Annotated in this window: 16 protein-coding genes; 5 read left to right on the top strand and 11 right to left on the bottom strand. The window is 61.6% G+C overall.

From position 1 onward, the window contains the following. Positions 1-121 precede the first annotated feature (121 nt). Entirely contained in the window at positions 122-1,228 is a 1,107-nt protein-coding gene (gene zapE / locus ATE48_RS08540) for a cell division protein ZapE (protein WP_066770135.1), read from the top strand. Here zapE and ATE48_RS08535 read toward each other — a convergent pair. Further along, the gene (locus tag ATE48_RS08535) at positions 1,225-2,760 is read right to left on the bottom strand and encodes a helicase HerA-like domain-containing protein (RefSeq protein WP_066774737.1); all 1,536 of its coding nucleotides are present in this window, start codon (positions 2,758-2,760) and stop codon (positions 1,225-1,227) included. The genes zapE and ATE48_RS08535 overlap by 4 nt on opposite strands. 95 nt (positions 2,761-2,855) lie before the next feature. Between ATE48_RS08535 and ATE48_RS08530 the strand changes: the two genes are divergently transcribed. Then, positions 2,856-3,938 carry an AI-2E family transporter gene (locus ATE48_RS08530; RefSeq protein WP_066770131.1) on the top strand — a complete coding sequence of 361 codons (1,083 nt, stop codon included), beginning with the start codon at positions 2,856-2,858 and terminating at the stop codon, positions 3,936-3,938. Positions 3,939-4,624: 686 nt separating this feature from the next. Continuing rightward, the gene (locus tag ATE48_RS08520; protein ID WP_066770125.1) at positions 4,625-9,502 is read left to right on the top strand and encodes an NAD-glutamate dehydrogenase; all 4,878 of its coding nucleotides are present in this window, start codon (positions 4,625-4,627) and stop codon (positions 9,500-9,502) included. Here the strand turns inward: ATE48_RS08520 and ATE48_RS08515 are convergent. Beyond that, positions 9,499-10,380: a dienelactone hydrolase family protein gene (locus tag ATE48_RS08515; RefSeq protein ID WP_228126869.1), complete on the bottom strand. Its 882-nt coding sequence runs from the start codon at positions 10,378-10,380 to the stop codon at positions 9,499-9,501. The two genes, ATE48_RS08520 and ATE48_RS08515, sit on opposite strands and share 4 nt — an antisense overlap. Between ATE48_RS08515 and ATE48_RS08510 the strand changes: the two genes are divergently transcribed. Beyond that, positions 10,379-11,074, top strand: a complete 696-nt coding sequence (locus tag ATE48_RS08510; protein ID WP_236855894.1) for a glutathione peroxidase — start codon at positions 10,379-10,381, stop codon at positions 11,072-11,074. The genes ATE48_RS08515 and ATE48_RS08510 overlap by 2 nt on opposite strands. Here ATE48_RS08510 and ATE48_RS08505 read toward each other — a convergent pair whose 3' ends face one another. Next, positions 11,075-12,739, bottom strand: a complete 1,665-nt coding sequence (locus tag ATE48_RS08505; protein ID WP_066770123.1) for an MFS transporter — start codon at positions 12,737-12,739, stop codon at positions 11,075-11,077. Positions 12,740-12,745: 6 nt separating this feature from the next. Beyond that, positions 12,746-14,332, bottom strand: a complete 1,587-nt coding sequence (gene purH / locus ATE48_RS08500) for a bifunctional phosphoribosylaminoimidazolecarboxamide formyltransferase/IMP cyclohydrolase (protein WP_066770121.1) — start codon at positions 14,330-14,332, stop codon at positions 12,746-12,748. Positions 14,333-14,433: 101 nt separating this feature from the next. On the opposite strand from purH, the gene ATE48_RS08495 reads away from it, so the two are divergent. After that, the gene (locus ATE48_RS08495; protein WP_066770119.1) at positions 14,434-15,066 is read left to right on the top strand and encodes a class I SAM-dependent methyltransferase; all 633 of its coding nucleotides are present in this window, start codon (positions 14,434-14,436) and stop codon (positions 15,064-15,066) included. Between the two features lie 40 nt (positions 15,067-15,106). On the opposite strand, the gene ATE48_RS08490 is transcribed toward ATE48_RS08495, so the two are convergent. The 7 genes from ATE48_RS08490 to ATE48_RS08460 form a co-directional block, all read right to left on the bottom strand. Then, positions 15,107-16,258 carry a serine hydrolase domain-containing protein gene (locus ATE48_RS08490; protein ID WP_066770117.1) on the bottom strand — a complete coding sequence of 384 codons (1,152 nt, stop codon included), beginning with the start codon at positions 16,256-16,258 and terminating at the stop codon, positions 15,107-15,109. A 7-nt stretch (positions 16,259-16,265) separates the two neighbouring features. Continuing rightward, the gene (locus tag ATE48_RS08485; RefSeq protein ID WP_066770113.1) at positions 16,266-16,931 is read right to left on the bottom strand and encodes a helix-turn-helix domain-containing protein; all 666 of its coding nucleotides are present in this window, start codon (positions 16,929-16,931) and stop codon (positions 16,266-16,268) included. Between the two features lie 776 nt (positions 16,932-17,707). Then, positions 17,708-19,186 (bottom strand): RNA polymerase factor sigma-54, encoded by a 1,479-nt coding sequence (gene rpoN, locus ATE48_RS08480; protein ID WP_066770110.1) that lies wholly within the window; start codon positions 19,184-19,186, stop codon positions 17,708-17,710. Positions 19,187-19,199: 13 nt separating this feature from the next. Then, the gene (lptB, locus tag ATE48_RS08475; protein ID WP_066770108.1) at positions 19,200-19,967 is read right to left on the bottom strand and encodes an LPS export ABC transporter ATP-binding protein; all 768 of its coding nucleotides are present in this window, start codon (positions 19,965-19,967) and stop codon (positions 19,200-19,202) included. Between the two features lie 52 nt (positions 19,968-20,019). Further along, complete coding sequence (locus tag ATE48_RS08470; protein WP_066774731.1) at positions 20,020-20,574, bottom strand: LptA/OstA family protein; 555 nt, start codon at positions 20,572-20,574, stop codon at positions 20,020-20,022. Between the two features lie 5 nt (positions 20,575-20,579). Next, entirely contained in the window at positions 20,580-21,233 is a 654-nt protein-coding gene (gene lptC, locus ATE48_RS08465) for an LPS export ABC transporter periplasmic protein LptC (RefSeq protein WP_066770105.1), read from the bottom strand. 48 nt (positions 21,234-21,281) lie between these two features. After that, on the bottom strand, positions 21,282-22,040 hold the full coding sequence (locus tag ATE48_RS08460) for a hypothetical protein (protein ID WP_066770102.1): 759 nt from the start codon (positions 22,038-22,040) through the stop codon (positions 21,282-21,284). Positions 22,041-22,043 lie beyond the last annotated feature (3 nt).

The raw sequence follows: 22,043 nt of genomic DNA, 5'->3' as shown, positions 1-22,043 counted from the left end.
AAGCGTGTACCATGGAAGCATACCCTCGGGGAGTTCGCTAAAGGCGTTCGCAGGCGCGTTATGGGCTTGCCTTCACCCCGTCCAGCAGGCTTTTTTGCGGCGCGATTCCTCTGGAGATGTAATGACTTCGCTTCTGGCCGCGTACCGCCGGCGCCTGGCCGAAGGCGAACTCGCGCCTGACGCCGACCAGGCGCAGGCCGCGGAGCGTCTTGAGGCGCTCGCGAAGGCGCTGACGAGCTGGTCGCCGGGCGGGTGGCCATTCAAGAGCAAGGCGCCGCGGGGAATTTACATCTGGGGGCCTGTCGGTCGCGGCAAGTCGATGCTGCTCGATCTTTTCTTCGACAGCGCACCGGTAAAAAAGAAGCGCCGCGTCCACTTTCACGAATTCATGCTCCAGCAGCACGCCTTCCTGCGTGACGCGCGTGAACGCGGAGCTGGACAAGATCGTCTGATCGCCGATGCGGCCAAAGCTATCGCTGCCGAAGCGCGGCTTCTCTGTTTCGACGAAATTCAAGTCAGCGACATTGCCGACGCCATGATCCTCGGGCGTTTGTTCGAGCGCTTGTTCGAAGAGGAGGTCGTCATCGTCGCCACCTCCAACCGCACCCCGGACGATCTCTACAAGAACGGCATCAACCGCCAGCTCTTCTTGCCATTCATTGACATTCTGAAGCGCCGGCTCGACATTTTGCAGATTGCCGGCCCGCAGGACTTTCGCCTCCGGCAACTCATGTCAGCGCCGGTGTTTTACTCGCCACTCGGTCCGGCCGCAGATGAATCGATGGACCGCGCCTGGAAGCGCCTGACCGCGGGCGCCGCGCCACACCAAGTAACGCTTGATGTTGGCGGGCGGGAACTCCGTGTTGAACGTCAAGCCGCCGGCGTCGCACGCTTCGGTTTTACCGAGCTTTGTGCGCGCGCGCTCGGGGCGGCGGACTATCTCGAAATCGCGGAGCGATTCCACACCGTTCTTCTCGAAAACATACCGCGCCTTACGCCTTCAATGCGCGAAGAGGCCGCGCGCTTTCGCACACTGATCGACGCGCTCTATGAAGCGAAGGTCAAGCTCATTGCCTCAGCCGATGCACAGCCCCAGGATCTCTATCCCGCTGGTGATCAGAGCTTTGAGTTCGAGCGCACGGCCTCACGCCTCATCGAAATGCGCAGCGAAGCTTATCTCGCTCTTCCGCGCCGCGATGCGGAGTGGAAGAGCGGGATCGTGGACTAACGCCGCCGCCGCGAAGGCGTGCCAAGGATGCCGCGCATCACTTCGCGTACGATCGTGTTGAACACGCCGCTGGCGACGCGGCCGCTTTGGCGTTCGAGCGGCGTTGTGCGTGAGCTGCTGCGTGTTGAGCGCGAACGGGTTGCTCCGCCGCTGCCGGAACGAGAGCGGCTTGCCTTCGTAGCTTCTTTTTCCCGTGCCTCGCGTTCTTCCTCACGCGCTTCTGCTTCGGCAAGCTGCGCGGCGCGTTTGCTCAGGATTTCGTGCGCGCTGACCCGGTCGACTGACTTCTCGTAAGCACGGCCTGCTGTGTTCGCTTTCATCAAAGCTTCGCGTTGCGCCGGCAAAATCGGGCCGACTTGGCTATTCGGCGGGCGCACCTTGGTGCGCGCAACCGGCGTTGGCGCGCCTTTGACGTCGAGCGTCGAGACCAGCGCCTCGCCAACATTCAGCTCCTGAATTTCCTTTGCCACGTCGACGTTCGCATTGGCGCGGAAGGACTGCGCCGCAGCGCGCACCGCCTTTTGATCCGTTGGCGTGTAGGCGCGGAGTGCGTGTTGAAAGCGGTTGCCGAGCTGTGCAAGCACGGTTTCTGGAATATCGGATGGCGACTGCGTCACGAAATAGACCCCGACACCCTTCGAACGGATCAAGCGAACCACCTGTTCGACTTTGTTGATCAGATCCTTGGATGCATCGCGGAAGAGGAGGTGTGCCTCATCGAAGAAGAAGACGAGCTTTGGCTTGTCCATGTCGCCGACTTCCGGAAGCTCTTCCCAAAGCTCGCTCATCAGCCAAAGCAGGAACGCCGAATAAAGGCGCGGGCTTTGAACGAGGCGCTCTGAAGCCAGCACATTAATCGTGCCTTTGCCGTCCGGGCGCACACGGGTGAGTTCCTCAAGCTTGAACGCCGGCTCACCAAAGAACCGGTCCGCGCCGTCCATCTCGAGCTGGAGCACTTTGCGTTGCAGCGCCGCGATCGATTGCGGCGTCACCAGGCCGTATTTCTTGCCGATATCCTCGGAGTTCTCTGAAAGATACGTCAGCAGCGCGCGCAGATCGTTGAGATCGAGTAGCAGCCCTTCGTTCTTGCCTTCGTTGAGCCAATCGTCGGCGAGGCGGAACGCGATCGTTAGCGCGCCTTCTTGAGCGTCCGTCGCTTCCAAAACGCGACCCATGAGAACCGGACCCATCTCAGTCACGGTGGTCCGCACCGGATGACCCAGTTCGCCATACACGTCCCAGAACACGACTGGCTGTGCTTCCGGTGTCAGCGGCATGTTGATTTCGGTGGCGCGTGCGCTTGCCCATGCTGGCGGCGGATCGCTCACCGCAGCGCACCCGGAAAGGTCGCCTTTGATGTCGGCGGCGAACACGTTGACGCCTTCGCGCGCAAACGCTTCAGCCAGAACCTGCAGCGTTACGGTCTTGCCGGTTCCCGTCGCGCCCGCGATCAGCCCGTGGCGGTTGGCGCGCTTCAGCGCCAGGCTTTGGACACCTTCTGGCGCCAGGCCGATCTCGATACTTTCCGCCATTCTTGCGACTCCTGCTTCGCCAATAGCTTGGCGCAACGGGCCTTTCCGGCCAAGCCGGGCCTTGCGCCGCAGGCGCATGCAAAGCAAGAGGGCGCATGGCCAGTCTGGAAATTTCGCAACGCGGGGCGCTTTGGATTGTCGCCACCGGCGTCATTGCGGCGGGGCTTTATTTCCTGCGCGAACCGCTGACGCAATTCGCAATGGCGCTCATTCTTTGGCTCGCCATTGATGGCTTGACCACAACCCTCGATATGCGCCTTCCGTTCACGCCGCGTTGGCTGGCGCTCCCGATTGCGCTCATCTTGGTGCTGAGTTTGTTTGCGTTGATCGGGTTTGTCGTGATCGACAATCTCGCGAACATCCTGAGCGACCTGAACCGCTACGAGTTTCGGCTCAATCAAGTGATCAGCCAGGCTCACCGAGCGCTTGGGGCGCCTGGTATTCCGTCAACCGTTCGCGATCTCGTTGCGCAAGCCAACCCCAACAACCGGCTGGCTGTCGAGATCGGCGGCAGTCTGCAAAACTTCGCCTCTGCAGCCACTTTCACCTTGATCTATTTGGCTTTCTTGTTCCCGGCCTCGGCGGCGATGAAGGATAAGTTGGATTTCATCTTCCGCGGCAAAGGCCAGCGCGAAGCAGCGCGTGAGGTGCTTGCGCGCATTCGAGAGTCCATGGAGCGCTATCTGTGGGTGCAGACGGTCATGAGCCTCGTCATCACCGCGCTTACCTACATTACGCTGCGGATTATCGGTCTCGAGAACGCTCTGTTCTGGTCGTTCCTGATCTTCTTTCTCAACTACATTCCCACGATCGGATCGATCGCCGCGGTTGCGCTCACGACAGCCGTTGCGCTTGTGCAATTTCCAACATTGCCGCCTGTCTTCGCGATTTTTGCCGGCGTCGGGCTTTGGCAATTTGTCATCGGAAACTTCGTGCAGCCGCGCATGACCGGCGAGTCGCTCAACCTTTCTGCAGTCGTCGTTCTGCTGGCGCTCGCGATTTGGGGCCTCGTGTGGGGCATTGTCGGCGCGTTTCTCGCTGCGCCGATGACGGTCATGATCATGATTGTATTGGCGCAATTTCCGTCGACGCGCTGGATCGCGATTCTGCTCTCCGCCGATGGCAAACCCACACCCGAAACGAAGCGGGTGAGTAAGTCCGAGTCCGGACCAAAATGATGTTGCGAATCGTAGACGAACATGTATCGCTGGTGTGAAGAACGTCGCCGGGGCTAGGGGCGTTTTGCAAAACGCAAACTCTAGTTCGCTCCTGATCTTGGCGCGCTCACGTCAGTTTTTGACGTTTCGAATCGCACACGTGGGCTCATGGGGGGCTTCATCAAGCGAAACGGCGCGTCTGTAGAACCAGGCCTCCGCGTGCGTCCCCCACCCAGCCTGCTGCGAGGCCTGCAGGCGCCGTCGGACAGCTTGTCCCCGTCCGACGGCGCCGCCAATTTGCGGCAAATTCACTCGTCCAAGAACCGCCTGAACTTGTGTGCTCTTTCCTCGCGCGTAATCGGCGGGGAAGTGCACCGGTACTCGCTGAGGCGCAGCACGTTGGCGGGGAGTTCGCTTTCAGATGGGAGTTGGCGGCGCAATGCCTCTGCAGCAGCGATAAGCTGGCGGAGCTGACGTCGTTTGGCGGAGGTCTTCGGTTCGAACCTGAGCTGGCTGCGGGCCCAGCGGGCGGTCACGAGGAGAATTTCTTGAGCGAACATCGTTCGGCAAACGCACAACGGCGTCTGCGTTCCCGGCCATGCGCCGATGCACACCTAAGACCCGCTCCTGAGACCGAAACGCGGCGTTCCGGCGGTTGCAGTTGACGCCGGGGCGAGTAGGTTCGCGCCAAAACAAGGAAACGCCTCATGGACGCTGCTGCCGCGCGCCAGGAACTCCCCAAAACCGCTGACCAATTTGTCGATCAGGCCGCTAAAGGCCCTTGGCCCGCGTTCCGCGCAAACGGCGCCATCGACTCCGCCGCCGAGATGTTCTTGAGGGGCCTCTATGAGGACGCCTCGGATGACGAACTCGGCGATCTGTCGGTCGAGGACTTCGCCGCGCTTGCCCACGATTTCTGGATCTGGCGTGCCGAGCGTGAGTGCGATGAGCAGTGCATTCGTCTTCGCCATGGCGTCGGTGTTGGCGGCAAACATCTCGATCGCGACATTCTTGAGATCGCCGGCCCCGACATGCCGTTCCTCGTGGACTCGGTCATGGGCGAACTGGCTGACCAAGGCATCCCGTCGCTCGCCATGTTCCACCCGCTGGCTCCGTCCGCCAAAGGGAAGGGGCGCGACTCTCTCATTCAGATTCACGTGCCGACGCTCTCTGCGCAAAAGAGCAAAGAATTGCTCCACGGCGTTCGCGCTTCGCTCGCCGATGTGCGTGACTCGGTTGGCGACTTTCAGGCGATGCGCAAGCGCATGCTCGATTGCGCCAATGAACTGGAAAAAGCGAAGTCGAACGCTGCCCCCAGCGACGTGGCCGAAGGTGTTGAGCTGCTGCGCTGGCTGGCTGCCGACAAGTTCACCTTCCTCGGCGCGCGCGACTACCAATATGTCCGCGACGCGAAAGGTGGTTTCACACCGCACGAGCCGGATATCATCGAGGGCACGTGCCTCGGTGTCCTGCGTGACATGGATCGCTACGTGCTGCGCACAACCGCCGAGCCGATGGTGCTTACGCCGGAATTGAAGCGCCTCGTGACTGAGCCGACGCCGCTCATCGTTGCGAAATCGACTTTGCGTGCCCGCGTTCACCGCCGCGCCACCGCCGATTATGTCGGTGTGAAGCGCTACAATGATCAGGGCGAGGCCATTGGCGAAGTTCGCTTCGTGGGCCTTTTTACCAGCGAAAGTTTCACCGAACCGACGCGCAACATTCCGGTTCTGCGCCGTAAGGTGCAGTGGGTGATGGATCAGGCCGGGTTTGCGCCGGGCGGCCACAATGCCAAGACCCTGCGCAAAATCATCGAATATTACCCGCGCGAAGAACTCTGGCAGATTTCTCGCGAAGAGCTCTCCGAGATTGCACGCGGCGTGCTGCACCTGTTGGACCGTCCGCGCGCGCGGGTGTTTTTGCGCCGTGACCGCTTCAATCGTTTCGCGACGGCGCTCGCGTACATTCCTAAGGATCGCTACGACACCGACGTTCGCGTTGGCGCAGGCGAGGTGATTGCACGCGCTTTTGGCGGACACGTCGAAAGCTTCCAGCCGCAGCTCGGCGAAGGCCAGCTTGCACGCGTTCTCTTCGTCATCGGCGATATCGATAAGAAGCGCGCCAACCCTGACGAGCGCCAGCTTGACGCGGACATCGCCGCACTGACGCGCACTTGGGACGACGATTACACACGCTCGCTCTTGCGCTCCGATCGCTTCGATCTCGGAGCCCGCGAAGAAGCCTCAAATCGCTTCAGCGGCGCGTTTACGGCCGCATATCGCGAACGCTATTCAGTCGATGAAGCGCTCATCGACACTGCCGAGATTATGAGCGCGCGCGACGATGAGACTATCCGTGCTCGCGCCTATCGCCGCCCGGGCGACGCCACCAACATCATGCGTTGCAAATTCTACGCACGCGGCGATGTTTTGGCGCTCTCAGCGACAGTTCCTATCCTCGAAAACATGGGTCTGTTCGTTGATTCAGAAGTGAACTTCGAATTGCAGTTGCAGGCGGATTCGTTTCACACGGCCCAACGCATCCACGTTCATGACATCGAATGCCGGTCTGCCGATGGCAAGCCGATCGATCTGGAACGCGCGGGTCCGTTGTTCGAACAGGCATTCACCGCCGTTTGGACCGGCAAGGCCGAGAGTGATGGGTTCAACAAGCTGATCTTGGCGCTGCCGTGTTCGTGGCGCGAAGCGGCGCTCATTCGCGCGCTCGCCCGCTATCGCCAGCAAACCGGCCTCGATCCGACGCAAGCGATGCAAGAGCAGGCGCTTGCGAATAACACGCGCATTGCCGCGCTGATCTTGGCGTTCTTCAAGGCGCGTTTCGATCCGAATTTGCCGGAAAGCCATGAAACGCGCGTGGCGCGTTCTTCAAAGCTCGAGTTCATGATCGAGGCCAAGCTCAAGGAAGTTGTGAGTCTCGATGAAGATCGAGCGCTACGCCGCATCGCCCAGCTCGTGAAGGCGATCCTGCGCACGAACTATTATCAGATCGGCCGTGACGAGCAGCCGAAGCCCTACATGTCCTTCAAGATCGACTCGCATGCGGTGGCGGAGCTGCCGGCGCCGAAGCCGTATCGCGAAATCTGGGTGGCGAGCCCGCAAGTTGAAGGCGTTCACCTGCGCTTCGGCCCGGTCGCGCGCGGCGGCTTGCGCTGGTCTGATCGCCGCGACGACTTCCGAACCGAAGTGCTCGATCTCGTGAAGGCGCAGCAGGTGAAGAACGCCATTATAGTGCCGGTCGGTGCGAAGGGTGGCTTCTTCCCGAAGCGTTTGCCGGCCCGCGGCGCACCGGGCTTCCAAGAAGCCGGCGTCGAGGCCTACAAAACGTTCCTGCGCGGCTTGCTCGACATTACCGATAACATCAAAGGCGATGAAATCGTGCCGCCGCTCGATGTCGAGCGCTGGGACGATAACGATCCTTATCTCGTGGTGGCTGCCGACAAAGGCACGGCAACGTTCTCCGACATCGCCAACGGCATCAGCGCCGAGTACGGTCACTGGCTTGGCGATGCATTCGCTTCAGGCGGTTCGGTTGGCTATGACCACAAAGCCATGGGCATCACCGCCAAGGGTGCGTGGGAAGCAGTCAAGCGGCACTTCCGCGAGATCGGTAAGAACATCCAAGAGGAAGAGTTTACTGTTGTCGGCGTCGGCGACATGTCCGGCGACGTGTTTGGAAACGGGATGTTGCTTTCACGCAAGATCCGTCTCTTGGCGGCGTTCGATCACCGCGACATCTTCATCGATCCAAATCCTGCCGATTGCGAAAAGAGCTTCGTTGAGCGCAAGCGTCTCTTTGATACCCCGCGCACCAGCTGGCAGGATTACGACAAGAAGCTCATTTCCAAAGGTGGCGGTGTCTTCTCGCGCAGCCTGAAATCGATCGATGTTTCACCGGAGATCGCCGCGCTGACGGGCCTCGATCGCCCGTCTGTGACCCCGGTTGAGCTGATGAGCGCACTGCTAAAGAGCGAGTGCGAATTGCTCTGGTTTGGCGGCATCGGCGCTTATCTTAAAGCGCGCTCGGAGCCCAATTCCGACGTCGGAGACAAAGCGAACGACAGCATCCGCGTTGATGCAGAGGATGTGCGCGCTCAAGTCGTGGGCGAGGGCGCAAATCTCGGTGTCACGCAAAAGGGCCGTATCGCGTTCGCGCGCAATGGTGGCCGGATCAACACCGACGCCATCGACAATTCGGCAGGCGTCGACACGTCTGACCATGAGGTGAACATCAAGATCCTCCTGGCCGATGCGATCCGAAGCGGCGCGCTAAAGGAAGACAAGCGCGATAAGTTGTTGGAATCGATGACCGACGAGGTCGGTGCGCTGGTCCTGATGAACAATTATGATCAGACAGGCGCCATCTCGATTGCGCAGGCGAGCGCAGTGAATGACCTCGATAGCCATGAGCGCTTCATCCAGCGGCTGGAAGCCGAAGGTAAGCTCTCGCGCCGCGTCGAAGGTCTGCCGCTGACCAGCGAATTTGCGGCGCTGCGCACGGCGAAGATCGGCCTCACGCGGCCGGAATTGGCGAAGCTCGTTGCATATTCCAAGATCAACTTGTTCGACGCTGTCGTTGCGTCGTCAGCGCCGGACGATCCGGCGTTTGCCGAGCCGCTTAAGGAATACTTCCCGCGCGAGCTGCGGAAGTTCGAGACTCAAATGCAGCGTCACCGCCTGCGCCGGGAAATCATTGCCACGCAATTGGCAGATGATCTGGTCAACCGTTGCGGCCCTTCTTTCGTGGATCGCATCAAGGAAATATCTCGGGCGCGCACCGTAACAGTTGCGTTGTCCTTTGAAGCCGCGCGCCGCATTTTCGAATTGGAAGATCTCGTTGATCGCATCAATGCGCTCGACAACAAGACGCCGGCGGCGGCGCAGATTGCGTTGCATCAACGCGTTGGCGGCGCTCTTCGTCGCGCGGTGACTTATCTTGCCCGCAACGCCGGATTTGAGAGCGATAAAGCGCCAACAGTGTTGGACGTCGTCGCGCGTTACCTGGAGCCGGTGCGCGGACAGCGCGCAACGATTCTGGAAGATCTCAGCAAGATCGAAAAAGATCGTGTGGCCGTTCGCCGTTCATCGCTGCTTGAACTCGGCGCTCCGGATGATCTCGCTTACGAGGCGGCGCTGCTTTCGCCGCTTACACTGTCACTCGATGTGGCGGATCTCGCTCGGGATACCGGCTGGCCGCTGCACACTGCCTCGACGCTGCACTGTGTCATCGGCGCAGAGCTTGGTCTCGATGCGTTGCGGGATTCGGCGACGAATATGAAGCTGGAGCAGCATTGGGATCGCCTAGTGGTGCGGCGCACGGCGGGGGATTTTGGCGAGGCTCAACTCAAGCTCGCAGAAGCGGCGGCGCGGGCGATTGGCGCTCCGCCGAAGGACGCCGATGTGGCTTGGGTGACGGAAGCGGCGCGCCAATGGCTGACTTCGCTGGGGCAGCCGGTCCATCGTGCGCGTTCGGCATTTGCGGAGCTTGACGGGCAGGGCCCGTGGACGTTCGCGAAGCTGATGCTGATCTCGGCCGAGTTCAACGCGCTCGTAGCGGCGGTTCGCTAGAGTCCTGCGATCATCTCGCGCAGCATTTGATGCTCGCGCGCGGTGGCGGCGGGATTGTAGCGCACGCGAGGGTCTTCGGCGTCCCGATCTTCAAACGCGTGTGTAGCGTTTTCGAAGAGGTGAATATCCATCGGCGTACCGCGAGCGCGCTGGCGTTCGAGCGCGGCGCGCGATGAGCCGACGATGTAGTCGCGTTCGGCGATGATGGCGGTGCTACGTGGCGCAAGGCGCCATTCGCGGCGGCCGGCATAAGTTCCGACGCCCGTGTACGGATATACGATCATCGTCGCTTCCAAACCGCTAAGGGGTTCGCCCTCGAGATCCTCTATGCCGGTTGCGCGACGCATTTCTTCACCGGTGCGAAGTGCCAGCGCATCCATGATGGTCCAGGCGCCGTGACTCCAGCCGATAACGCTGATGCGGTTCGGGTCCGCCCAAGGTTGGCGCCGCGCCCATGCCATGGTGGCGTAAAGATCACCGGCGCGTTCGCGACCCTGGAGTTGCGCGCCGGTGCAAACGGTCGCGAAGGCGGCGATGCGGCTGATGCGGCGAGGGGCGAATGAATCCACCAGAATGGCGGTGGCGCCGGCCTCGGCGGCGGCGTCCCCCATGTCCTCGATAAAGGGGCGGGGACCGCCGCAACCGTGCAGCATTATGACGACGGGCGTTCGCGCAGTGGGTTCGGCGGGGCGTCGCAAGTCGTAAAATGGCTCAAGCCGCGCGATGCGCTGTTCGAGTTTTTCCGCGAACGCCTGAACCGGCATGAGAAATCCCAGAGCAAGAAGGGCCAATGCCAAAATGGGGGCGGCGCCGATCGTCGCGCAAGGCTGGCGCTGCTGACGTGCTTGCGTCAGATTGCGGAAGGAGTTCACCGACATGCCCATGACACGCCGTATCTTAGTCGTTGCCGCAGCTTTGGCGTTAGCTTCTTGCAGCCGGGCGGCGGCGCCGCCAGCGCCAGAGATTTCGGCAGAACGTGCGGCGGCGGTGACCGCCGCGGTCGAGGCGCAGCGCGTGCGCTTTGCGGCCGCCCCCGACCCGGCTGCTGCCGACCATGCCACGGCGTATCAGTTCTCCTTTCCAGGGTTGTGGTCCGATCAGGTGCCGATGACGGCCTTTGAGGGCGAAGTCGTGATGGTCGTGAACACTGCGTCCCGCTGCGGGTTCACGCCGCAATATGAAGGCCTGCAGTCAATCTACGACGAATATCATGGGCAGGGATTTGAAATCGTCGGCGTCCCCGCGAACAATTTCATGGGCCAAGAACCGGGATCAACCGAGGAGATCCAAGAATTCTGCACGTTGAATTATGGCGTGACGTTCCCGATGGCGGCAAAGACGGATGTTGTAGGCGAAACCCGGCATCCATTTTACGCATGGGCTGAGCAGCAGATCGGCGAGTCCGCCGTGCCGCAATGGAACTTCCATAAGATCCTGATCGGCCGCGACGGTCGCGTGATCCGTGCGTTCGACACGCGCACCGAACCGACGAGCGAAGAAATCCGCAACGCGATTACGACGGCGCTTGCAGCGCAGAACACTTCATCGCCGACATCGTCGTCGCTGCGCTAGTTACGCGTCGATGTTGCGCTTGTTGGTCTCGGGCAACAGGAAGAGTCCGACGATCAATGTGAGTGCGACGATCGCGATCGGATACCAGAGGCCGTTATAGATGTTGCCCGTCGCGGCGACGATGGCGAACGCCGTCGTTGGCAGGAAGCCGCCGAACCAGCCGTTGCCGATGTGATAGGGCAGCGACATTGAGGTGTAGCGGATGCGCGTGGGAAAGAGTTCAACAAGCAATGCGGCGATCGGCCCGTAGACCATCGTCACGTAGATCACGAGCAGCGCCAGGATGGCTACGACGAGGGGCTTGTTGATCGACTCCTCGTTCGCAGCGACGGGGTATCCAACTTCGTCAAGCGCGGCGCGTGCATCGGTTTGGAAGCTGGCGATTGCGGCGGCGCGGTTGTCACCGGTCAGGTTCACGACATCCGGCGCGCGAATGATGCGTGTGCCGACGTGGACTTCCGCAAGCGCACCCGGTTCAGCCGCTTCATTGTTGTAGCTGACGCCAGCGCGCGACAGGAACGCGCGCGCGACGTCGCACGATTGGGAGTCGAACTTGTTGCGGCCGACTGGATCGAACTGGAACGAGCACTCGCTCTGATTCGCGACGACCACGATCGGCGCAGTGCGCTGAGCTGAGGCCAATGCCGGGTTCGCGGCAACCGTGAGCGCATTAAACAGCGGGAAATAGGTGAGCGCCGCCAGCGCACAGCCGGCGAGAATGATCGGCTTGCGGCCGATTTTGTCCGAGAGCCAGCCGAAGAGGATGAAGAACGGCGTGCCGATCAGCAGTCCCATTGCGACGAGGACGTTGGCGGTGAGCCCGTCGACCCTCAGCATGCGCTCGAGGAAGAAGAGCGCGTAAAACTGGCCCGTGTACCAAACCACGGCTTGGCCAGCGACGGCGCCGAACAATGCGATCAGCACCAGCTTCAGGTTGCTCCACCTGCCGAAGCTTTCCGCCAGCGGCTCCTTCGACGTCGCGCCTTCTTCCTTCATCTTCTGAAAGACAGGGCTCTCGTTGAGCTGCATCCGGATCCAAAGCGAGACGCCGAGGAGAATGATCGAAGCGAGGAAGGGCAGACGCCAACCCCATTTCGCGAAATGCTCCGCTGGGATCAGCGTGCGCGTCGCCATGATGACGATGAGCGATAGGAAAAGCCCCAGCGTCGCCGTTGTCTGAATCCAGCTCGTGTAGAGGCCGCGTTTATCGTTCGGCGCGTGTTCGGCAACGTATGTGGCTGCGCCGCCATATTCACCGCCGAGCGCCAAACCCTGCAGCAAGCGCATCAGGACCAACAGAATTGGCGCGGCGACGCCGATTTGTTCGTAGCCGGGCAATAAGCCAACGACGAACGTCGACAGGCCCATGATCGCCATGGTGACGAGAAACGTGTTTTTGCGCCCGACGATGTCGCCGATACGGCCGAAAACCAGCGCGCCGAAGGGGCGGACCGCAAAACCCGCAGCGAACGCTGCGAGCGCGAAGATGAACGCTGTCGTCTCGTTTACGTTCGAAAAAAAATGCGCCGAGAGGTACGTGGCGAGCGAGCCGTAGAGGTAGAAGTCATACCACTCGAAGACGGTGCCAAGCGAAGATGCGCCGATGACGAGCCTTTCGCTCTTGGTGGCGGTGTGGTGCTTGGCGTCGTCTGTTGACTGGCTCATGCCGCCTTAGTGCCTGAAGTGGCGCATGCCGGTAAAGGCCATGGCGATGCCGGCTTCGTCGGCGGCTTTGATCACGTCTTCGTCGCGGATTGAGCCGCCAGGCTGAATGACACTCGTCGCACCAGCTTCGACGGCTTGCAGCAAGCCATCGGGGAACGGGAAGAATGCGTCGGAGGCGCAGGCCGAACCTTTCGCGAGTGATGCTGGCAGCTTGGCCATTTCCGCCGCTTCACCAGCGCGGATGGCCGCAATGCGGGCGCTATCACGGCGGTTCATTTGACCGGCGCCGATGCCGGCGGTTTGGCCGTTCTTGGCGAAGATGATCGCGTTGGACTTCACGTGCTTGCAGACGGTGAAGGCAAACAACATGTCGTTGATTTCAGCGTCCGTCGGTTGCTTCTTGGTGACGATCTTGAGGTCGGCGCGGGTGATGTGGCCGATATCGCGGTTCTGAACGAGAAAACCGCCGGCGATGGTTTTGAACGACAGGCCCGGTGCGCTGGGGTTTGGCAGGCCGCCAGTGACCAGCAAACGCAGGTTCTTTTTCTTCGCGAATACGGCGACGGCGTCTTCGTTCGCTTCCGGCGCGATGACGACTTCGGTGAAGATTTCCGCGATGGCTTCGGCGGCGGCTTTGTCCAAACGTTGGTTGAGCGCGACGATGCCGCCAAACGCTGAAACCGGATCGCATTCGAGCGCGCGCTTGTAGGCGTCGACCAATGAGCTGCCGAGCGCCACGCCGCATGGATTGGCGTGCTTAATGATGGCGACGGCCGGACCGTTCTTGGGATCGAACTCGGCGACAAGCTCGAAGGCTGCGTCGGTGTCGTTGAGGTTGTTGTAGCTCAGCTCTTTGCCTTGGAGCTGCGTGGCGGTGGCGACGCCGAAGCGCTTTTCGTCGGTGACGTAGAATGCCGCGCTTTGGTGCGGGTTCTCGCCGTAGCGCAGCGATTGCTTCAGTTTGCCGCCGAGCGCGCGATAGGCCGGCGCTTTGTCTTCGAGTTGTTCCACGTACCACGCAGAGATTGCCGCGTCGTAGGCGCCGGTGCGTGCGAAGGCCTTGGCCGAGAGCTTCTTGCGCAAAGCTAACGTCGTGCCGCCGTAGGCTTTTGCATCTTCCAGAATGGCTGCCATGTCGTCGGCGTCTGTGGCGACGGCGATGAAGCCGTAATTCTTTGCCGCCGCTCGGATCATGGCGGGGCCGCCAATGTCGATGTTCTCGATGCAGGTTTCGAAATCGGCGCCGCGCGCGACCGTGGCTTCGAACGGATAGAGGTTCACGTAGAGAACATCGAAGCCTTCGATGCCGTGCTCCTTCATGGCGGCGAGGTGTTCTTTGTTGTCACGCAGTGCGAGCAAGCCGCCGTGCACTTTCGGGTGCAGCGTCTTTACGCGGCCATCCATCATTTCCGGGAAGTTGGTAACGGACGAGACATCCTCCACGGCCATCCCGGCGTCTGCGATCGCCTTGTGAGTGCCGCCGGTGGAGACGAGCTTCGCGCCGAGCGCCGAAAGCGCTTTGGCGTGATCGATCAGGCCGCTTTTGTCGGAAACCGAAATGAGAGCGCGTTTTATCGGGAGAATGTCTGTCATGAGCCGGTTCTTAGAGGATTCGCGGTGGCCTGCGGAGGTGGCGAACTGTCCTCAGGCGGCAGATTTTGAACCTCCGACTGCGTCTGTGCTAGGCCCCAGCCATGCCAGTCGACAACGCACGCTTCTGGAATCGCATCGCGCGAAAGTACGCCAAAGACCCCATCGCGGACATGGAAGGCTACGAGCGCACGCTCGCGCATACTCGCCGCCTCCTGAAGAGCACCGATATTGCTTTCGAGTTCGGATGCGGCACGGGTACGTCGGCGTTAAAGCTGGCGCCTTCGGTCGTGCGGTTGGTCGCCAGCGACATTTCGCCGGAGATGATTGCGATCGCCCGCGAGAAGGCGGCAGCGGAAGCTTGCGCCAACGTTGAGTTTGCGGTCGCAACGCCGGACGCTGCGCCCTGGCCCGATGCGAGTTTTGATGCGGCATTCGGCTTCAACGTGTTGCACTTGGTCCCCGATCGGCGGGCGGTGTTGCGCGGCGTGCACAGGCTTTTGAAACCCGGCGGGCTCTTCATCTCGAAAACACCGGCGCTGGCTGAGATGAATGTGTTCATCCGGCTTCTGGTGCCTCTCATGCAAGCTGTGGGGCAAGCGCCGTACGTGGCGATTCTCTCGAGCAAAGACTACGAACGTGAGATCACCGAAAATGGCTTTGAGATCGTTGAGAGCGGAAAGCACGGGTCCGCGAACCGAGATGTGCGCACCTTCTTCGTGGCGCGAAAGACATGATGCGCCCTCTGTCCGCGGACTGTCGCACCGCCCCGTGCTTTCACTCATGCGCTTGCAGCTCCGGATAGGTCCACCAGAACGGGAAGTCGGTTTGACCCAGGACCAACTCGGCGATCTCAGGAAAGATTGTCTCGGCGCGGACGCTGTTGCCGAACATGATCAGGCAGCGTTGCTGGCGTTCAGCGCAGATCACCAGATTGCCGGTCCAGTCGTTGTGGCCGCCTTTTGAGAAGTAGCGGTCGTTCGGGCCGTTCCAGGTTTCGCCGACGAGTGACGCGGAGAGATCGGAGGCTTCACCGCGTGCGTCGACTGTGTTGAAGAACTGGATCGTTGGGAATTTTTGCGCGGTGCGAATTGGAAATTGCGCCGCTGCCCATTCTGCGCGCGCGGCAGGAGAGAGGCCTTCCCCGGCAAACATGCCGCGCCACATGCGTGCCTGGTCTGCAATAGTAGTGTCCATCGAGCCAGCGGCAGCGACGTTGTCGCGGCGGTCATGCGGTTCGAATGTGCCGTCCATCATATAGCCATCGGCCAGATTGGCGCCAAAATCGTCACGCCATTGCATTGACGTACGAGTCATTCCGAAGCGATCGAAGACACGGCGTTGCATCTCCGCGCCGACATCGAGACCAAGGCCTTGTTCGAGGACGATCTGCAGAACCCAGATGCCTTCGTTTGAATACGCGTAGTGTTCGCCTGGCGTGAAGTGAAAGCGCAGACGCTGATCCTCTTCGAGGAAGCGCATGTTGGCGAGGCCGCTGCGGTGCGTGAGCAGAATGCGCGGCGTTAGCTGGCGCCAACGTTCGTCGCCGGCGAGATCTGTATAATCTTCGTACTCGGGCAGCGGCCGCGGCAGATATTCTGCGATGGAGCGGTCAAGATCGATGCGTCCTTCGTCGACGAGCTGCATGACCATGTATGCGAACGCGGCTTTGGTGACGGATGCGCCGTACATGATCGTATCGGTTTGCAGCGGGAGCGCGTTCTCGCGATTGCGCAGGCCGTAGGCGTTGAGATGCGTGATTTCGCCGTGATCGACAATGGCCACAGCCATGCCGACAACGTGCTCGCGCGCCATCAAGGCTTCGACGCGCCCGTCCAATGCGACGCCTTCAAGACGCTGCGTTGTGGGCAGCGAGCTGCTGGCGCAGCCCGCCAAGGCTGCGGTGAAAATCAAAGCTGAGAGTTTCATTTTGTCCTCAGGGTCTACGCCAGCTGATAAAGAAGCATCCAAGCCCGCCGATGATCAGCGCGAGGCCCGGGACGAGGGCCCAGCCAAACTTGGCTGGGATGAGCACCGCATTGGCGCCAACGAGATGCCATTCGCGACGGCCTTCGGGCACGTTTTCCGTGAACGAAGGGCCACGCATTTCGGGAACGAAAATTGTTTGCTCGTCCGCTCGCGCGGTGAGCGCTGGATTGTCGTCGAGGTCATCGAAGACGCTTGAGCTTTCGCCGGTGAGAATGACGCCCGGCGACTGGTAGGTGTAATGCATAGCGTTGCCGCCGCGATCGATCTGGGCGAGACCGACGAGGGCGCCGCCGGCAACAAGCGCGCCAAGGCCTGCATAGAGCCAACGGTGGGTGGCGGTGCGGGTATCGTGTGCGCGCTGGAGCAGATGTTTACGGACGTCTTCGATCTCACGCAGACGATCGAGTTCGGCGGGGTAGAGCACGCCCACGAGGGTCTCGGTGTCGAGATCGAAGGCTTCGACCAGCCGCTGATAGACATCCTCGGACGGAAACGATTTCCCGGTCTCAAGCTTCGACAAATACGATTGCTCGATGCTGGCTTTGGCGGCCGCGTCCGGTTGCGTCCACCCGAGCTCAGTGCGCCGGTTCTTGAGGTACTCGCCGAATTTCATGAGCACCAGTCATTGGCAGGAATGCATTGAATACAACTGGAATAATCGGGAATAGGCAGGAATTTGGACCGGGCATGCGTCATCGCTTGGTGCTTCGCAATTGGGGCACCCTCAAAGTTGGGAGCAGGGCGCGTGAGGGACGCGCTGGTTTAGTGCCTTTGATGCGATATTCGATCGCTCGAACCTCGCCGCGTGTCGCCACGCGCCCGGTGCGCTTGTTTTCCACCGGGCCGTCACCAGGATGTGTTTCACTCCCTTGGATAGGTCCCCGGCGGCGTGCGGAGATTTGCCCTTCTCCGGTGCGCTCCCACAGTTCACGTCTAGCGTTGTCCCGTGGGCTTCTGCTTGGCGGATGGTCTCGCCGCGCATCACGCTCAATCGCATCCCCCCGCGCTCGCTTGGCTCGGCTAGCCGGTGAGCCTCCCGTGCGAGGGATGCGTGCAGGATATTTGAAGTGTGGAGGTGTTGGATAGATTTCTGCGTGGGCGTTGATTTTGTTGGGCGCGAGCGGGAATTGGTGTGGGATAGAGCGCAGGCGGCTGCCGCCGGCCCCGGAGCGGACGTTCGGCAAATTCTACGGCATGCGGCTGGAATTTCGCCGGGCGGACGTTGGTTGAAAACTGCCCTACGTTTGCTTCGCGACGGAGGCGGGCACGCGCACGCCCGTCGATCCTAGCCAATGATCGCAGTGGGCCAACTATAGCCGCTTGGACAAATTACTACCAATGTCCTGTCTGGATGAGCGCGTCGAAGGTGCTGCTGGCGGAACGGGCCTGTTAAAGGCCGTGCGCCAGTTTCCGTTTGCGCTCTACTGAGCTTGGGATGCGCAGGCTTTCGCGATATTTCGCAACGGTGCGGCGGGCGATGTCGATGCCTTTCTCGCGCAGGATTTCGACGATGCGATCGTCGCTCAGGATTTCGACCGGCGTTTCGCCGTCGATGAGGCCTTTGATCTGGTAGCGTACGGCTTCGGCGGAGTGGCTCTCGCCGCCGTCGGCTGCGTTGATCGAGGCGGTGAAGAAGTATTTCAGCTCGAACACGCCGCGCGCGCAGGAGAGATACTTGTTCGAGGTGACGCGGCTCACGGTCGATTCATGCATCTCGATCGCGGCGGCGACGGTTTTGAGATTGAGCGGTCGCAAGTGCGCAACGCCGTGAGCGAAGAAGCCGTCCTGTTGGCGTACGATTTCGCGCGCGACTTTGAGGATGGTCTTGGCGCGTTGGTCGAGACTCTTCACCAGCCATGACGCGTTCGCTGCGCATTCGGTGAGGAATTGTTTGTCTTCCTCACGCTTGGCGGTTTTCGAGACCGTCGCGTAATAACGCTGGTTCATCAGCACGCGCGGCATGGTGTCGGTGTTGAGTTCAACCAGCCACATGCCGTCCGGCGTTTGCTTTACGTAAACGTCGGGCGCGACTGAGTGCACGGCGCCGCCGCCAAAACCGGCGCCGGGCTTTGGCGTCAGCGCGCGTACTTCGGCGATCATGTCCGAAAGATCTTCGCGGTCGACGCCGCACAGCGTCATCAGACGTTCGAAATGACCTTTGGCGAGCAGATCGAGGTTGGTGACCAAAGCTTCCATCGCCGGATCGAAGCGGCCACGCTCCTTCAGCTGCAGCGTCAGGCACTCGGGAATATCGCGCGCCATCACGCCCGTGGGCTCGAAACCCTGCATGACCTGCAGGACCTTCAGCACCGCGGCGTCGTCGGCGCCGATGCGATGCGCGATATCGAGAACGTCGGCGCGCATGTAGCCCCAATCGTCGACCGCATCGATCAACACGCCGCCGATCATGCGCTCGATCGGGGTGAGGCCGGCTTCGGTGAGTTGGGCGTCGAGGTGCTCGGCCAGCGTCTTGTCGCTAGCGAGGGTTTCTTCCAGGCCCGGCATGTCGTCGAAGCTCTTGCCCGACGAGGCTTTGGACCAATCTTGTAACGGGGCTGCGCCGGCTTCAGCGAGTTCGCCGGCGCTCAAATCCGGTGCGATATCGGCGACGCTGACATCGAGCGCCGCTTCCGCCGGCGCCATGCCGCTATCGAACTCAAGCGCTTGAGCATCGCCGCCGTCTTCGTTCTTCTTGGCTTCGGCCGAACCTTCTTCGCGCTCAAGTAGCGGGTTGCGCTCGAGCTCGCCTTCGACGAATTCTTGAAGCTCGACGTTTGAAAGCTGCAGCAGTTTGATCGCTTGCTGGAGCTGCGGCGTCATCACCAGGGCTTGGCCCTGGCGCATCTCTAAACGGGGGGTCATCGCCATGGGCGGGCCACCGTTAGTTGAAATCTTTGCCGAGATACCTTTCGCGCACGGTCCGATCCGAGAGCACCTCGTTGGGCGTGCCCTCGAACATCACTTCACCGTCGAACATGATCGAAGCCCGATCCACGATCTGCAGCGTTTCGCGCACATTGTGGTCGGTGATCAAAATGCCGAGGCCGCGATCCTTCAGGAACGTGATCAGCTCTCGGATGTCGTTGATGGCGAGCGGGTCGATACCGGCGAAAGGCTCGTCCAACAGCATGAAGGACGGCCTGGTCGCCAGAGCCCGCGCAATTTCAACCCGGCGCCGTTCGCCGCCCGAGAGGGCGGAGGCCGGCGCGTCTTTCAAGTGGTCGACGCGCAGTTCGGCGAGCAGACCGTTTACGATCTCCCGGCGCTTTGAGTGAGAGCGCTCACTCAACTCGACGACAGACATCACGTTCTGTTCGACGGTCAGACCACGGAAAATCGACGGCTCTTGTGGGAGGTAGCCCACGCCAAGCCGGGCGCGCTGGTACATAGGCAGTGTTGTGACGTCTTGGCCGTCCAACAAGATTTGCCCCTGGTCCACGCGTACGAGCCCCGTGATCATATAGAAGCAGGTGGTTTTGCCTGCTCCGTTGGGGCCCAACAGACCGACGACCTCGCCACGGCGGAGGAAGAGCGAAACGTCCTTCACCACCTGGCGGCCGCGATACGCTTTGGCGATCCGAACCGCGCCAAGACCACCTTGGGTGGTCTCGGGCTGAGCCGAACGGCGTGCCGTGCCCTCGGGGCTCATTTCGACCCGCCGGCGCTAAGAATTAGTGAACCCTTGGGGGTGAAAGGGGCCGTCACTGTGGACGATTGCCCTGTGCCGGTTGCTGGCCGCCCTCGCTGGGGACGAACACGCCGCGGACCCGCTGGCCGGCGCCTGGACGGATCGTGGTCCGGCGCGAGCCGATTTGCAGCACCAGAGTGTTGCCGCGAATGACGTTCTCGTCGGACATCACTATGACGTTTCCGGTGAAGGTCACGCTGTCTTGGGCGACATTGTATTCGGCGCGATCGCCGCGGGCGTCTTGTGACGGGCGGATATAATAGACCTCGCCTTCAGCGATCATGCGCTCGATGTCGCCGGAGGCGAGACCTTGCTGCGAGGGGCCGCCATTGCTGGACGCGCCGCTGCTGCCGCTGAAGAAAAGCGTGATGCGATCGGCCCGCAGGCGCGCATCGTTTTGAACGATATCGACGTCGCCCACGAGCACGAGGCGGCGTTCGCTATCGAAGTATTCGAGATTGTTGGCGGAGTACGAAACCGGGCCGCCGCCTTCGCTCAGCTGAGCGTGGGCAGGTGCGGCCGCGAAGGCCGCGAGCACGAAGGCGCCAGCGGCGACGAAAAAGCTCACGGGCCTCATTGCGGCGTCTCCCCATTCTGTTGTTCACGGTCCGGGATCTGTCCCCGGACCCCGCCGCCCAGCACCAAAGCACGGTCGCTGTCGCGTAATTCATAACTTCCGGCCTGGAGCACGCCAAGTGGCCCGGCGCCGGTGACCCCACCTCGGCCGGTCAGTGTGCCTTTTTCCAGGTCGACGACCATGTTGGGGGTCGTGAACCGGTTTCCGTTTCTGTCCGAGAACAGGACCTCGCCGTCGAAAATCACGGTCTGGGCGCGCTCGTCGTAGATGCCGCGCGGGGCCAGCATAATCGTTCCGGCTTCGGTCCGATAAACTGGGGCGACGAGCTCAATCGGCTGGTTCTCGCCGACGGCCCGCTCGGCCATTTCAGCCGAAAGCTGGTAGGGGCCGCCGTTTTCGGTCCGGCCGATGAAGCGGGGGTTGATCATCCGCAGCGGCTCGGCGGCGGCGTACTGGCCTGCGTTAAAGCCGCCCTGGATGGCGTGAAGCGCCATGAAAACGAAGACAGCGGCGAATGAGGCGCCCGCGCCGGCCACGAAAAACCGGCGCAACGCCGCGATCAGGCGCGAGCGGCGGCGCGCGGCCTTGAGCGTGAGCGCCCGTTTGGGCTCCCAGGCGAGATCGAAGGCTGAACCGGCGGCGGTTGTCACACCCGGCTTTTCACCCGCTCTGTTGGCGGAAGCAAGGCAGCTCAACCGCTACGGCTGGGGGGTAATGGCGACGGTGGTGGCGGGCGTCTCAACCGGCGGCGGTGGTGGCGGCGGCAGCGGCAGCGGCAGCGGCGGCAGTACGATGTCGAGCCGGTCCGCTGTGTATTCGCCGACTGCCGGGAGCGCCGTCCCGCGCAACTGCGCTGACCATTGCGCGACCTGTTGCTCGCGCGCGAGGTCGTGGAAACGCGCAACGATGTCAGCCGCGGCGCGGCTTTGGCGGCCGTCGAAATAAGCATAGCCGGAGGGACGCTGATCGCTGGCGGTCATGACGTTGATCAGCGCGCGCACGCTTTCGGATTGCAAAGCCCTCGCGATGGCTTCGGCGGCGGCAAGATCGGCTTGCGAACGCACGTGGATCACAACTGTGCTGAGTGGCGGCGCCGGTCCGAAGAGGCTGTTGATGACACTGCCAATGTTGCGCGGGTCCGCTTCGGCGGAGGCAGTGTTCGGCGCGGCGTCGCTGGTCGGCGGACGCGCGTTGGCGATTGAGCCGGGATAGGCGGCGTCGCTTGGCGTCGGCGCGGCGACGACTGCCGTTGGCGGCGGTGCGATGACGCCGCTTGCCGCCATCGCTTCTTCCAGCTGGATGACGCGCTCCTGCAAGCGATTGCGTTCGCGCAGCACCTGGCCGGTGACGCTCAATGTCCAGCCGGCAAGCGCGATTGCGCCGACGCACACAACCAATTGCGCCACGAGCAAAGCGCGCGTGCTGGTGACGAAGCCGCTGAGAACGGATTTCGGCATGCG

The sequence above is a fragment of the Candidatus Viadribacter manganicus genome, from assembly GCF_001679665.1.
In the GTDB taxonomy this organism is placed as follows: Bacteria; Pseudomonadota; Alphaproteobacteria; order Caulobacterales; family Aquidulcibacteraceae; genus Vitreimonas; species Vitreimonas manganica.
The sequence above is the reverse complement of the archived record's forward strand: the minus strand, read 5'-3'. Positions and strand labels throughout refer to the sequence as shown.